This window comes from Streptomyces sp. Ru62 (genome assembly GCF_002920615.1).
Taxonomy (GTDB): domain Bacteria; phylum Actinomycetota; class Actinomycetes; order Streptomycetales; family Streptomycetaceae; genus Streptomyces.
Window position 1 is genome coordinate 1 of record NZ_PQSU01000068.1, and the last position, 14,037, is coordinate 14,037.

Annotated in this window: 7 protein-coding genes and 2 pseudogenes; 6 read left to right on the forward strand and 3 right to left on the reverse strand. The window is 72.1% G+C overall.

Annotated elements, in window-relative coordinates:
- Positions 1–248 precede the first annotated feature (248 nt).
- Both C3492_RS43175 and C3492_RS44405 read left to right on the forward strand, forming a co-directional pair.
- A complete protein-coding gene (locus tag C3492_RS43175; RefSeq protein WP_103818038.1) occupies positions 249–2,822 on the forward strand; it encodes a DEAD/DEAH box helicase in 2,574 nt (857 codons plus the stop codon).
- A gap of 36 nt (positions 2,823–2,858) precedes the next feature.
- Positions 2,859–3,299 (forward strand): GNAT family N-acetyltransferase, encoded by a 441-nt coding sequence (locus tag C3492_RS44405; RefSeq protein WP_146075809.1) that lies wholly within the window; start codon positions 2,859–2,861, stop codon positions 3,297–3,299.
- 2,189 nt (positions 3,300–5,488) lie between these two features.
- Here C3492_RS44405 and C3492_RS43180 read toward each other — a convergent pair.
- A pseudogene (locus C3492_RS43180) lies at positions 5,489–5,767 on the reverse strand (NUDIX domain-containing protein); the annotation flags it as partial.
- 1,281 nt (positions 5,768–7,048) lie between these two features.
- Between C3492_RS43180 and C3492_RS43185 the strand changes: the two are divergent.
- The 4 genes from C3492_RS43185 (at position 7,049) to C3492_RS43210 (ending at position 12,217) form a co-directional block, all read left to right on the forward strand.
- Complete coding sequence (locus C3492_RS43185) at positions 7,049–7,552, forward strand: hypothetical protein (RefSeq protein ID WP_103818039.1); 504 nt, start codon at positions 7,049–7,051, stop codon at positions 7,550–7,552.
- Between the two features lie 727 nt (positions 7,553–8,279).
- On the forward strand, positions 8,280–8,591 hold the full coding sequence (locus C3492_RS43190) for a hypothetical protein (RefSeq protein ID WP_103818040.1): 312 nt from the start codon (positions 8,280–8,282) through the stop codon (positions 8,589–8,591).
- 1,260 nt (positions 8,592–9,851) lie between these two features.
- Complete coding sequence (locus C3492_RS43205) at positions 9,852–11,807, forward strand: hypothetical protein (protein ID WP_103818042.1); 1,956 nt, start codon at positions 9,852–9,854, stop codon at positions 11,805–11,807.
- Positions 11,804–12,217, forward strand: coding sequence for a hypothetical protein (locus tag C3492_RS43210; RefSeq protein ID WP_103818043.1), 414 nt, complete (start codon positions 11,804–11,806; stop codon positions 12,215–12,217). The genes C3492_RS43205 and C3492_RS43210 overlap by 4 nt, the downstream gene beginning before the upstream one ends.
- Before the next feature lie 191 nt (positions 12,218–12,408).
- Here C3492_RS43210 and C3492_RS43215 read toward each other — a convergent pair whose 3' ends face one another.
- Together C3492_RS43215 and C3492_RS45075 are read right to left on the reverse strand one after the other, a co-directional pair.
- Positions 12,409–13,392 carry a DnaB-like helicase C-terminal domain-containing protein gene (locus C3492_RS43215; RefSeq protein WP_103818044.1) on the reverse strand — a complete coding sequence of 328 codons (984 nt, stop codon included), beginning with the start codon at positions 13,390–13,392 and terminating at the stop codon, positions 12,409–12,411.
- Positions 13,393–13,687: 295 nt separating this feature from the next.
- Positions 13,688–14,037, reverse strand: a pseudogene (locus tag C3492_RS45075) (hypothetical protein); the annotation flags it as partial.

A 14,037-nucleotide genomic window follows, 5' to 3' on the forward strand; every position in this document is an offset into this window, starting at 1 on the left:
CCAACAAGCAGGAGACTACCACCCCGACACCCCACATGACAGCAGAACAAACCAATCTGACGAACCTTCCGCAACCGTCGTGCGTCATGACGCACCTCCAGGATAGAGTCTGGGCTTAGCACGCACCCCCTACCCCGGCTCCTCCCCTCACCATAGCGGAGGAAATACCGGTCCGTCAGTTCCACTGCCGCCAACGGAAAACTTCCGTTCGTCACCTCTTCACAGCAGAGCAGAAAGCGGGTCTCTGAATGCCTCACTTGGAATTGCGACCGCATCAGCCGGAAGCCGTAGACGCCGTGGTGAAACACCTTCAGGACCCACCCGGAGGACGCATCCCCCCGGAGGGACTGCGAACGCAGGTAATCGCCGCTACCGGATCGGGTAAGACGCTGATCGCCGTGGAATCCGCGCGGCGGCTTTCCGCGCGGCGCGTGCTGGTCCTGGTGCCGACGCGGGACCTGCTGACCCAGATGGCCGGCGCATGGCGCCGGGGCGGCAGGCGGGGCGCGATGGTCGGGGTGTGCGACTTGCGGCCCGAGGAGTCCGACGGCATCCCGTGTACCACCGACCCGGATGAACTTCTTTCGTGGGTGCGGGACCTGGAGCAGGTGACGGTGTTCGCGACCTACGCGGCGGTGGGGCTGGGCAAGCTCCAGCGGGCGCACGAGGCGGGGTTGCCCGTGTGGGACCTCATGATCGTGGACGAGGCCCACAGGACAAGTGGTGACGGCATGAAGCCGTGGGCGGCGGTGCACCATCAGTCGCGGATTCCAGCGGTGCGACGGCTCTACATGACCGCCACGCCCCGCGTGTGGGAGGCCGAAGGGGAGCAGCCCCGGCTGGTGGCATCGATGGACCGGGACTCGCCTGTGTTCGGGCCCGTGGCGTACGAGCTCAAGCTCAGTGAGGCGGTCCGGCGGGGGATCGTTGCGCCGTATCAGGTGGTGTGCCTGGACATCCGCGACCCCGCTCTGTACGCCGCCCTCACCGACGAGGCCGGCGGCTCGGATCGGGTGCGCGGGGCGCGGCTAGCGGCCCTTCAGACCGGCCTGCTGACGGCGGCCGCGCAGGAGCGTATGCGGCGCATCCTGACCTTCCACAGCCGGATCTCGGAGGCGGAGGCGATGGCCCGGGGCGTTCCGTTGGTGGCAGCGCGGCTCGCCGAGGACGCCCCGGAGACCTTCCCGCCGGCTGAGCGGGTCTGGGCAGACTGGCTCTACGGGGACCACGCCCCGGGATATCGGCGTGAGGTGCTGGCCGAATTCGCCTCCGATTTCATCGGTGGTGCCCGGTCGGATATTCGTGCGGCGGTGCGTGTTCTCAGCTCTGTGAAAGTGCTGGGGGAAGGCGTGGATACGGCGCAGTGTGACGCGGTCGCTTTCTGCGATGCGCGGGGGTCTATGGTCGACATCGTGCAAATGGTCGGGCGTGCCCTGCGCTTGAGTCCGGGAGAGGGGAAACTGGCTTCACTTGTGGTGCCGGTATTCCTCGGTGAGGATGAGGATGTCGATGACCTTTTGACGTCGGATGCCTACGGGACCCTGGCGAAGGTGCTTGGGGCGCTGCGGGCGCACGACGCGGACACGATCGAGGCTCTTGCCGATCCACGGCAGCGCAGCGGACGCCGGACCGGTGACGAGTACACCCAAGTGCCCCTGTCGGAGCTGGATTTGGGGGTTGATGGCGCCGAAGGCGAGGACCAGGCGGACGAGGACGGGGACCAGGGCGCCGGGGACGATCGCGAGGCGGACGAGGGCGGCGGGGATGACGTGTGGGTGAGCCAGGCAGCGGCGGGCCTGCTGCGGTTCAGCAGTCCGCGCGATCCCGCGTTGGTGGCGCAGTTCGTGAGTCTGCGGGTGATCGATCCGGAGAAGGCGTATTGGCGGCGTGGGATCGCGGCGGCCACGCGGTGGCGGAGCGAGAGGGGCGGCGGGCAGTTGCGGGTGCCGTACGACTACGTGATGCCCGAGGATGAGTCGGCCGGCGCGGCCGCGGGTTTCCCGCTGGGGCGGTGGGTGGCCGATCAACGCCGGTACTACAACGCGGGGACTCTGGAAGCCTCCCGCGTCAAGCAGCTGGAGAAGCTGGGCATGGTGTGGTCCCACTACGACGTCGCGTGGGAGGAGGGTCTCACGGTCGCCCGGTCGTGGGCCGCCGCGCACTCGCACTTCCTGCCCCCGGTCCAGGCGGTAGGGGATGGCGGTTACCCGATCGGGGTGTGGGCCAAGAACAGGCGTGCGGAGGCCCGTAGGGCCATGGAGAACGCCGAGCGGCGCGCTGCCGGGGAAACGGTTCCTGTGGGCGCTGGGGAGCTGTCAGAGAGCCGTCTGGCGGCGTTGGAGGCCATCGATCCGGCGTGGTGCCCGCTGGGGTGGAGCGTGGCGTGGCAGCGCTGTTTCACCCTCGCCCGCATCCACGTACAGGCTGGGGGCACCCTGCCCGAGGTGGCCGGTGAACTCGTGGTCCAGGGCGAGGATCTCGGGGCGTGGGTCGTTGCGCAGCGGCAGGGGTGGGACAAGCTGTCCCCCGCGCAGCAGTGGCTCCTCTGGAGCACGCTCGGGCTGGAGCCCGCCGGCCCCGAGGCCCGGCCCGGCAAGTTCACCGCAGACGACAAGTGGGCGCTCAACCTGCGCGCCGCGCGGCAGTTCCACGACCGCGAGGGACACCTGCGCCCCGCCCGCAAGCACATCGAGCGCCTGGACGTCGACGGCGAAGCGGTCGACATCAAGCTCGGGACGTTCCTGGACAACACCCGGCGCCGGGCCGACAAGCTCACCCCCGAACGACGCGATGCGCTGGACCAGCTCGGCATACGCTGGTAACCCCGACCGAACATGGAATCGAAAAGGGGGTAACAGGTGGTTGACCGGGTATGTCTGGTCCGGGTCAGCGCAGACGCGCCGCGTCTGGTCTGGGAGTTGCGCACGCAGACCGAGCGGGTCGCTTATCTCGACGCCCTGGACGGCGACCTGCTGTGGGTGAGCCATATCGGAGTCGATCCGCGCTACCGGCGCCTTGGGCACGCCACCCGGCTGCTGCACGCCGTGCTGGCGCACGCTCCAGGCACACCCGTTGGTCTGGCGGCAGCACCCTTTCCCTCCTGGCGTGAGCCCGGACCGCTGCACGACGACCTGCGCACTTGGTACACACGACACGGCTTTCATCCCGAGCCCAGCTCGCTGGATCCCTACCGGATGATCCGACCTGCCTTGTCGCCTGAGGCGGCGCGCGACGGTTGCGGCTGCGGCGAGAGAGAAAAGATCGAACTTCGGGCCGGGGAGCGAGGGCGGCGGGCGTGAGCCGCCGGGCATCGCGGTGCTTGCCGACCGACGCACGGCGCGGACAGCACGGCGGTCCGGCCGGCAGCCGGGGCGCGGCCCGGCGGGCCGCGGGCACGCGGACGGCCAACGGCACGGGGGCTGGACAGCGGCACGCGGGCTGGCCAACGGCACGCGGACGGACAGCGGCAGGCGGCGGCGCCCAGGGAGGCGGGGGCGGACGGTGGAGGGGCCGGACCGTGCGCGGCACGGCCTCCCGGCACAACACCGCACGCCCCGCCAGGCCCAGCGCGGGCGGGACCCGCCCGGGCGGCACAGTGGCACGCGGCCCGGCCGACGAGCGCAGACGCGGGCACAGCGGCCGGACGGCGGGGGCCGCGGGGCGGGCAACCGGGCGGCGGCCGACCGGGCCGGGCAACGACCCAGCAACGGAGCACGCGTTGACGGACGGAGCGGCGCGTCCTGTGGTGTCCACGCTCAGATGCCCCCTCGTCGCGGCCCCGCCGCGGCAGGCGCGTGCCGGCGCGCCCCGGCCCCTGCCGGCGAGCGCTCCTGATCGGGTCCAAAGACGTCACCGAGCGCAGAGGAACAGCGCCCGGCCCGGGGCCGCAGCCGTCCGCGGCGGCGGGCGCGCGGGGACCGCGGATGAGGCCACCGCCCGCCCGGGCCTGTGGAGCTCGCGCGGCTGCGCGGCCGACTGCGGGCCACGAAGGGGCGGCCCACCTTCCACTCCCCCGCGCGACCAGACGGCCCCCGGGGCATACCCGTCTCGGCAAGCACCCTGCACCGCCCCCCTGAACGGACGCAGCCGGACGCAGGCCCAGCCCGGCGGGACGGGGCGCGCGGGCCGGTACAGCGCCGCGGTGGCACTGCGGCCGGGGCACGGGGCGCGGGGCATGACGGCCGGGGGCGAGGCGCGGGGCGGGCATGGCGCGAGCGTGGCGTTGCCGGGGGCGACAGGACGGCAGGCACGGGAAGTACGGCGGCGGGCGCCGACGGCGAGGCGGCCGGGCCGGGCAACGGGCCTCCGGGCACGGCACCGCACGGCCGCCGGGCGCAGAGGGCGCGGGGTCAAGGCCCGCGCGAGCCCCGGCCGGTGTGAGGCGGTCCAGCGCGCGGCAGGCGGCCCGGCGCGCGGCCGGGAGGCCGGTGCGGGCACGACGCAGCCCGGCGAGACGGCCTGGCGCGCCGCCGGGAGGCCCGGCGCGAGGCTGGGAGGCGTGCGGGCACGACACGGCCCGGGGGCCCGGTCCGATGCGGAGAGGGCCGGACGGCGGGCGGCGGTGGCCGCCGGACCTGCCGAAGGCGACTGCAAGGAAACGGCACGGTGGCGCAGCGGCACGGCGCGGGCGCAGCAACGGCTCGGGCGGGGCCGGGCCGCGGCGGGCGGACGCGCGGCGGGCGGGACGGCGGACACAGGCCAAGGCCGCCGGGACGGGCGGGGCACGGCCACAGGACGCGGGACGGCTGATCGGCCCGGCCTCCGCAGGTCGGCGCAAGCCTCCGGGCGGCCAGCGACCAGCGCGGCGCGGTGGCCGGCGGAAGCAGGAGGGACGGGCCAGGACGAAAGCACGGCACCGGCGGCCGGGCGGACGGTGGCGACAGGAACCGGCAGGCACACGAGCCGGCAGCCGATGGTCCGACGGCTCACGGCCGACAGCCGACGACGGGCGACGCGGGCCGCGGCGGCCAGTAGCGGCCGGTGGCTGACGGCGCAGGCGGTGGCGGCCGGACTGCCGAGGGCGACCGGGAAGACGCGGGACGGCGGCGCGGCGCGGCTCGGGCGCAGCGGCGACCCGGGCGGCCGGACAGACGGCGGGCGGGACGGCGCACGCAGGCCCAAGGTCGGCGGGATGAGACGCCGCAGGCCGGCACAGCGCGGCGGCCCGTGCACGAGCGGGCGGGGAACAGCGCGCCCCGGCGCGGGCGGGAATGCACGAACACGGCGGGACGGGCACGGGCCCGCCAGGCGACCGGGGAGCGGCGGGGCGCGGAGGAGACGGCGGCGGGCGCGGAGGCGGCGCGGCCGGGCCGGGCCGGGCCGGGCCGGGCCGGGCAGTCTCCGGGTCCGGCAGCGCACGGCCGCCGGGCGCAGCGGGGGGCCGGGCGGGCCTGCGCGGGCCCGGCCAGCGGCCCGGCGAGACGGCCTGGCACGCGGCCGGGAGGAAGCGGGTCGGCGGCCCGGCGCGGGCGCGGCAGCGGCTCGGGCGCGGCAGCACACGAACGCCCAGTTCTTCGGCCAGCTCCCGCGCGGCGGCCTGTTCATAGGACTCACCGACATCCACGGCGCCACCGACTACGGCCTCGTAGAGCCCGGGGAAGCGCGACAGATGCTCCGACCGCCGGTGGACGAGGATCCGCCCACGCTCATCACGACACACCGTCACGGCGACCCGGTGTAGCCAACCCTCCCGGACGGCCTGCCGACGGCTGACCACCACCCCCAGCACACGATCTTGCTCGTCGACACGCTCCACCAGTTCGTCCACGACGCACACCCTGGCAGAACCCACTGACAACACCGCTTCTCGGAGCCCCGTGGAGACCGACCCGGGAGGACCCGCACCAAGAAGCTGGATGGTGGGCGGCGGCGGGCGGCCGCAGGCCAGGGGACGGCAGGCGTCGGGAGTCTGGGACGGCGAGCAGGCGGTGGCGGCTCAACGGGGCGCAGCAGACCGGCACAGCACGGATGCCGGGGCCCGGGCGGGATGCACCAGCACGTCGGGACGGGCGCAGGCTCTCCGGGCAGCCGGGGCTCGACGCGGAGGCGCGGAGGGCGGCGGCGGGCACGGACGGGAGGAGGCGCAGCCCGGCGCGGGCTGCGGCACGGCAGGCAGTGGCGGGACCGGCACAGCCGGCTCGGCCCACGCGGACGGGACACGGGCGGAACGCGGGCGGGGGCAGAAGGGAGGCGGGCGGGACGAAAGCACGGCACCAGCGCGGCCGAGCGGCGGCAACCGGGAAACCGGCGCGCAGTCGCAGCGATGCGGCCGGCCTGCCGGCAGCTCGCCGCCCCCAGGACTCCCGGCAGGCAGCGGGACGGCGCAGCCGAGGACCGACAGCGGGGCGGCGGCGACAGGCGGCACGCGCGCGCGGCGGCGGGTACGGGCGAACGGTGCCGACAGGAACCGGCGGGCGCCCGACCCAGCAGCCGACGGCTCACAGCCGGCAGCCGACGACAGCCGACGTAGCGGCCGGCCCGCGGCGGCCAGTAGCGGCCGATGACCGACAGGGCGAGCGCGGCCCGGGGTGACAGCACGACGGCCGACAGGCAGGACGCGACGGCGAGGGTGAACCAACCGGCGGCGGCGAGCGCGCCTGGCGCAGCCGCGCGGCGGAGGCAGCCGACGGGCGGGACGGCCGACGACGGCCCAGGGCCGAGGAAAGGCAGAGGCGGCCGTGGCGGGCGCGGTAGGGGGACGGCCGGACATCAAGCCGGCGGCGAAGGCGACTGGGACAGGCCGCCCAGGGCGTCCATCGACGCGATCCCCGGCGCGTACCCCGAGGTCGACTGGGCGCAGCTGCGCGTGGTGGAGAAGGCCGGCGCTCCCCCTCGCCGCGCTGGCGAAGCAGGCCTCCCTGGCCTGACCCGGGCCCGCCTCTCGTACCGGAGGCGGTCAGTTCAGCTGGCGCGTGATCAACGGCAAGCAGAATGAAGAGGGCGGCAAGGCCCTTGGCCGCTTCTACCTCTGCAACCGGGTCCTGGAGAAGGATAGGTTCCTCGTCTGGATCAAGCCCTGACCACGTCTTCGATCACCCAGGAACACTCCATGAGCGACCAGGCCGAGCAGGGGCGCCAGCTTGTGCCCGTGCAGTACCACCAGTTCCAGATCAGCGACGAGGACGGCCCCGCCGGCCCCGATCTGCCTCGCGAGCACAACGGCCTGATCGAGGTGCAAGACGGCATCGCCACCATCCACACCGGCATTCACACCGGGGACGTCGACGTCACCGTCACCTGCCACACTCAAGCCCCGCAGGCGGGGGACGAAGTGTGGGAGGAGATCGTCGAGGTGTCCCTGCACTCGGTGTCGGGAGAGCTGATGGTGCGCGGGCTGATGGACGACCTGGACGAGGCGCTGCCGGTGCTCTCCTTCGCCGGCCCTGGCGACTACCGGCTGCGCATCCATGCCCGCGGCCGGGACACCGCCATCGACCTCGCCCCGGACGAGGTCACCGAGTGGTACCTCATCGAGGTATGGCCGGCACCGCCACAGGACGTGGCCGTACTCCGCCAGACCGACACCTACGGAGCCTCCGTCCGAGCCCGCTGAGAACTCGCTCTCGCCCCTCCCCCGCCCTGGCGATCGGCGAACCTTCCCGGCAGCTCTGGAAGGCGCCCAAGCAGTGCAGCGGTAAGGCCTCGCCGAGAGCTGCGGCAGCAGGGGAGTTACGGACCGTGGAACGCCCTGACCATGGAGCTCAGCGACGAATGGGGTCCGCACTCAAGCCCTCGCGCACCTGTGAAGGCAGCACCCTGTGTGCAGCGAGCGTCCCCTGGACTACGGCGCGCAGGCCTTCGCCGTCGACGCCCCGTCCAGGCTCGGGCCTCGGTGGCAGCGATGCAGCCGTCTGCGGACCGCGTTGGCGCCCTCGCGCCGCAGCACGGTCATCAGCCGTGTCCGGCACCGGTGGACCGGTGCTTTCCGGCGCACCCGTGCCAGGGCCGCCTGCTGGGACCGAGCTCGCGGCGGCCGCGGTGATCGGCGGCTGACACGGCTCACCGAAGCACCAATGAGGGCCGTCACGGGCGACGTCGACGCCGACCTTCACCCCCATCGGACCAGACGTCGCCCATGCTCCAATGTGGCGTGCGGACAGCCCAGTTGGATGCCCTATCCTGGTCGACAAGGTCTGCACCGGACCGAGGGCTCAAAAAAAGCCCTTCGGGTGTGACCTTTCGCATACCAAGCAGATAACAGCCTGGTGACAGGCGCACATTCGAAGGGCCTCAAGCGCAGGGGCCTTCGAAACTGGCCCCCTGGATCGCAAAGGGCCTCAGTGAATCTGCACATCGACCCCGTGAACGGCTTCGTTGTGGCGATCGGCTGCCTCATCGGCTACCTCGTGTACCGCAAGCCGCTCATCAGTGCCGGCGTCGATCGTCAGCCGTCCGGCGGTGACCTGGCCGGTGGTATCGCGGCGGCGTTGGCTGCCGTCCTCATCCTGGCTTTCCTCTTGGGCGTCGGGGACGGCAAGAACGCCGGCACCCAGGACGGAGGGCGTAAGCCCACCCCTGTGGCGAGCGAGAGGACAGTACGCCCGTCACCGGACGCACCAGACGAGTTGGCCAACAGGCAGGACCGCCCATAGGGGGGCCCGCGCGGCACGTTCACTGGAAGGTGATACCGCCGCGCGGCCTCGCTCCGTTGTCGCACTGATCACTCACGCCAGCATCGGCGCCATCCATCAAAGGTGGCTCACCTCTTAAGCGGTGAGCCGGGTGCGGCGCAACGCAACGCGCCCGGGCATCACCGTCGTTACCCTGGACGGCAGGGTGCGGCGCTTCCCCGTGGCGCCGCACCCTAACACGACGGTCAGCCTCCCGAGCCGGGTCCGAATGGCGGGACGTCGGTGGCGGAGAGGTCGTGGCGGGCCCGGTACCACCGGGCGGGGTGCCGCCAGCGGTCGGCGCTGTCTCTGGCCAACGTCGACCCCCACTACCACGACCATCTCGGGCAGTACGAGGGTGACATACGGGGTTTCGCGGGTGCCCCACGCGGCGCTGAACGACCATCCCGTCCAAGGGTTCAGCGTCCGAACGCCGTCGGCCCCGCTGCCGTACTACGACCCGCCTCGCGGGCCGCGGCGAGGACCTCGGCGTACAGGCGGACCGCGCGGCCAGCCTCGGCCGCAGCGCCGTGCAGGGTGCCCGACGTCTTGCCGCAACTCTTCCGTGCCGCCCGCCGACTGTTCGGTGCCGAAATCGGGCCTGCCCAGCTCACGGCGGTCCTCGCGACGGCGTCCCTCGGCGGTGGCACCCTGCCCTTGTAGACGTCCGTCCTCTGCGGCTGCGCCCGATGGCGCAACCGGGGACCTGCCGTGGTCGGGGCCGTCGGGCCCGTGGTGAGGGCGTGTCGCCGGAGTAGCAGAAACGGCAGCTCACGCCCGAGCCGGGTGTGCGGGGTCCGCCGGGGCGCGGGTCGTACAGGGCGCGCCCCCCGGGGAACCGCCCGAGCGGCGAACGGAGCGGGGGTGCCGCGCCCCGACAGGCCGTTAGGCGAGGACAGGCAGATTGGATCCGGCTGGGCCGGCAGTTCGCCAATTCCCCTGCTTCGCACACCTGGACAGGTGTATGGTCCTGCCCATCGCCGCCGCCGAGGGCGGCCTGCTGCGCAGCCGGTGAAGACCGCGGTCTCCATCGTCAAGACCCGAGTACGCCGCCCGCACCTCACGGGGCGGGTACCTGGATCCGCCTCCAGGCCACCGAAGCGACGCCGGGTCAACCCAGCGACGGACCGCGGTCCTCACCGGGGCGGGCACGGGTGCGTTGTGCTTCGATGGCGCTCTGCTCGCGTACGCCGATCACCGGCCGCGAGCCCGCCTCGCGCCGGCTCACCAGATTGAGGCCATGTGAGCACCATCGAAACCCCCGACGACCTGCCCGAGGTCCAGGTCATCGACATCCGCTCCGGCGACCGCTCCACGCCGTTCGAGCACCGCGTCGTACCGGTCAGCCAGACCGCCAAGGCGATCAAGGCCCTCAAGAAGGATCGGCCTGGTGTCCAGCTCACCGACGACGCCATTCTCCGGATCGCGTACAGCGCGGTCGAACCGGACCTTCTCGCCGACCTCCGCCCGGAGCTCCGCCGAGTCGAGACCGGCTGGCTGACCGTCATCAACTACCGCGCGTACACCCTGATGCTGTCCCCCGCGATCGAGAACGACCGGCTCCTCGACGAGGCCCAATACGCGGCCGACCCGAATACCGGTGCCCGGCAGCGGGTCCTGTCCATGCCCACCGCGCACGAGACCGACGCCGCCCTCGTATACACCGACTCCATGGACGCCCTCCTCGACGCCGTCGACCGGGCATCCAAGAAGGTGAAGGAGCAGAACAAGCAGGAAGTCGGCCGGCGCATCGTGGAACGGACCCTGACGGCCGTCCCTGTCGTCTTCCTCAACCCCGAGCGCCACCCTGCCGAAGACCTGGGCATTGTCGACGGCAACAGCCGCTGGGCATCCTGCACCGCCCATGTCCCGGCCCCGACCGGCCTGATCGGCCCGGCCAAGGACAAGGAACGCCCCTCGCTGCTCCCGTCGTACCTCATGAGCCTTCCCCTCACCGACCGGCGCAGCCTCGTCCGGGAGGTCATCAAGAAGGCGTACCGCGACATCGAGGCCGCTTCCGGCAGGAGCAAGGCCGCCCGCGCCAAGCGCGACCAGGCCGCCGCGCTCCTCAACGCCATGACCGTCCCCGTGGAGGTGGTCATCGGCTACACCGACGACGACCCGAGCATGAGCATGCAGCGCTTCCCCGCCGCGGTCCGCTCGCTGCTGATGCGCATGAACATCGGGGTGAAGGAGTTCGTGGGTGCCTCGAAGAACGGCATCACCGCCGAAGAGACCGTCACCGCCCTGTTCGACGCCGGGGAGCTCGGCGACAACGACCAGGCCGTCAAGGACGTTCTCCTCGGCCGTGTCGACATCACCGACCCCATGAAGACCCTCGGCCTCACTGCCCTCCGCGACCTTCGCTTCGCGATCATCGCCCAGCAGCTCACCCGCAAGGAGCCCAGGCTGAACGCGATCATGGCCGCCAAGCTCGACAAGCGCAGTCTCCAGCTCGCTGGCCGCAGCGGCCTGGTCACCGAGCTCGGCCTGCGCTCGTACTCCGCCTTCCTCGGAGAGGGCATCAAGCCGGTGCGCACCGCGCTGGAGAGCGGCTGCCTGTGGAAGGACCTCGTCGACCACGAGTGGGCCGTCGAGAACGTCGACAACGACCAGGCCGTGGACGACCTTCTCCAGAGTGCCGAAAACGGTGACATCCCCGCCAAGCTGCTCCTCGGCGTGCTCGCCATGGTCGCGCTCGTCACCAGCGGGAACCTCCTCGCCCCCGGCGGTTCCGCCGAGCAGATCGTCAGCCACACGGTCATGCGCGCCAGCGTCGGCACGGTCATCAAGGCCGTCCTCGAGAGGGAGGAAGGACCGCAGGTCCTCGCCGACGCGATCAAGCGGATCCGGGGCGGTCTGCGCCCGCGCTGGTGGACCAACGGACGTTTGGTCGAGCACGACGACTGGAAGGGCAGCGACTTCAACGCCCACCTCCGTCTCGCCGCTCTCCACGGGTTCAACCCCGAGGGGGGGACGAGCGGGCTCTCCAGCACCGCTCGCGAGGAGAGGGCTCTCACGGACTTTCAGGCGTCCCTCACCGTGTCCGCCAACCGCCTCGACGACCTGATCACGCTGCGCAAGAAGAACGGCACCACCGACAAGCTCTCCTGGGAGACCGTCGAAGCCTCCGCTAACCACCTCCAGTACATGGCCGAGGACTTCGGGGAAATCTGCGAGCGGAAGCCGCGCGGATGACCGTAAGCACCTGGACGGGCGTCGTCGCCATCACTGACACTCGGTACGCCATGCTCGCCCAGCTCGCTGGCCAGTGGCTCGTCGAGGAACGGCCAGAGCCGATCCTCGTCGGCGGGAACTCCGGTTACGAGGTCAAGGCCATCTACATCGTGGTCAACCGCGAGGGCCTCGCCTGCTACTGCGGAAGGACTGCTCCGACCAGGTTGCTGACCCGGGGAGCCGCCGCGACCAGGCTCAACCAGCACGTCAGCCGCACCAGGTCGAAGAAAGAGGAGTGGGCCGAGTACTGGGTTATCCCGCTGAGCAGCGCCACCCCCGACCACGTCGTCTCCGACCTGGAGAGAACCGTGGCCGCCCGCCTCGGCATCCCCCTCGTGCACCGGGCGCGCATTGCGCGCCGGCGTGCCTGACGGCCGACGTCCGAAGCACCCCTGGGCCCCGCACTCTCACCCGGTGCGGGGCCCGCCAGCAGGCCGCCGCCGGTCAGCGCAGGCCGCGGACGGCCCCCTGGGGGCCGTCCGCGCTGGGTGGGATCGGAGGGCGGCAACCACCAGATGCTGAACGGCACGGCACATGTGAACCGCTGGCCTGGGCGGATGTGTCATGCCGGAACGAAGCGGCAGTGATCGGGTTGGAGTTCGAGTTCGATCGCCCGGCCTGGCGCGGGGCCGGTGAGCTGGCGCAGGGTGGCCGCGGTCGAGGGTGTGTGGGTCCAGTAGACGCCTGGCCGGTCAAGGACGAGGACCTGCTCGCTGTACTTCGCCATCCCGGCCGGCAGGTGCGTGGCGGTGACGGGCTCGTCCGGGTCTTCGGTGACCACCCTGGATGTGACCAGGAGGGCAAGGCCGTACTCGGAAGCCAGAGAGCGGAGCTCCGCCATGGTCGCGGCGGTGTCCGGACCGTCGTCGGTGAGGTCACTGAAGTGCCATACGGAGTCGACGATCCACAGTTTCAGCTTGCGGTTGGCGCCTGCGGCGGCCAGCAGGCCGCGGCGGAGGCTGTCGCGCACGCTGCTCCGTGCGCGTGCGCCGTGCAGGGCCAGGGGCAGATCCTTCATCTCGGAAAGCACCGTGGCCTTGAAGGCGGCCCAGCCGCCAGGCGGTTCCTGCCGGCGGACATCGACGCCGTATCGAGCGGCGAGGACTTTGTGCTGCAAGGAGCGGAAGGAGATCTCTCCCGAGGTGAACAGGGCGTGAGTGCCGGCCTGGGCGTGGTGGAGAGCGATGTTCAGGGCCAGCGTCGAACGGCCGGCTGTCGGAAGGGACACCAGACCCGTCACCGTTCCCGGGGCGAGGGAGGCTGGTGCAGCCCCGCCGGCCCAGGACAAGGCGCCGGGTGCCGACGGCGGTTGCGGGGGCTGCGGCGCGGGCTGTGTCCGGGTCGCGGCGGCGGTGACCGCGGTGGTGACGGTCTGGGCCAGGAACTCGACGGCTGCCGCACGTCCCGCGGCATCCAGCCGGGCGGGCAGCCGGCCGGCCGCGTCGGCCTCCCGGACACGCCGCAATGCCTCCTGATAGCCGCACCCCACGCTGTGGTGGAGGGCTTTGGCGATGCGCTGCTGGTGGGTGATGTTCGGTTTCGTCATGACTGCTCCAGTGCACCGGCGGTGCCGTCCCACCACGGCGTGCCAAGTGCATGGACGTCACGTGCGTTCCCGAAGCACCATCCATCCTCTGCGTCTTCCGAGCGGCCGCTCGGTTCGCTCTCGGCCCGGAGGTGGGTCCCGGCCGCAGCACGCGCAAGACGAGGCACGTGAAAGGTGAGGATAGCCACCGCACTTCGTGCTCGGAAGACGAAATCGCGTCACTGCTCCGTCACAGAGGCACCGGAACAGCGCGACGGGTGTCTTCGCGTGCATACCTGCTGGCTGGGTACGCTGTTCACTGCCAGGGAGGAGTGGGCGAACCGTCCGGGTCCAACCCGTACAGCCACCATATCCGTGTGCTGCCGTAGACAGGTTTGCCAGCGTCGGCGAGCTGACGGTAGAGGATCTCGGCGCCTTTCCGTTCTCCGGCCCAATGCCGCAACCTCGCCAGCTCGGCCAGCGCACCCGTGTCACCCGCGGCGGCAGCCCGGCACGCCAGAGTTTCGGCGCCTTCCCGATCCCCCGCCTCCTCCCGCATCCGCACCAGCACCGTCAGCGCACCCGTGTCACCCGCGGCGGCAGCCCGGCGGGCCAGGCTCTCGGCGCCCTCCCGATACCCCGCCTCCTCCCGCATCCGCACCAGCA

Coding starts and splice junctions, on each gene's coding strand:
- C3492_RS43175 (WP_103818038.1), top strand. CDS start 249: ATGCCTCACTTGGAATTGCGACCGCATCAGCCGGAAGCCGTAGACGCC.
- C3492_RS43185 (WP_103818039.1), top strand. CDS start 7,049: ATGAGCGACCAGGCCGAGCAGGGGCGCCAGCTTGTGCCCGTGCAGTAC.
- C3492_RS43210 (WP_103818043.1), top strand. CDS start 11,804: ATGACCGTAAGCACCTGGACGGGCGTCGTCGCCATCACTGACACTCGG.
- C3492_RS43215 (WP_103818044.1), bottom strand. CDS start 13,392: ATGACGAAACCGAACATCACCCACCAGCAGCGCATCGCCAAAGCCCTC.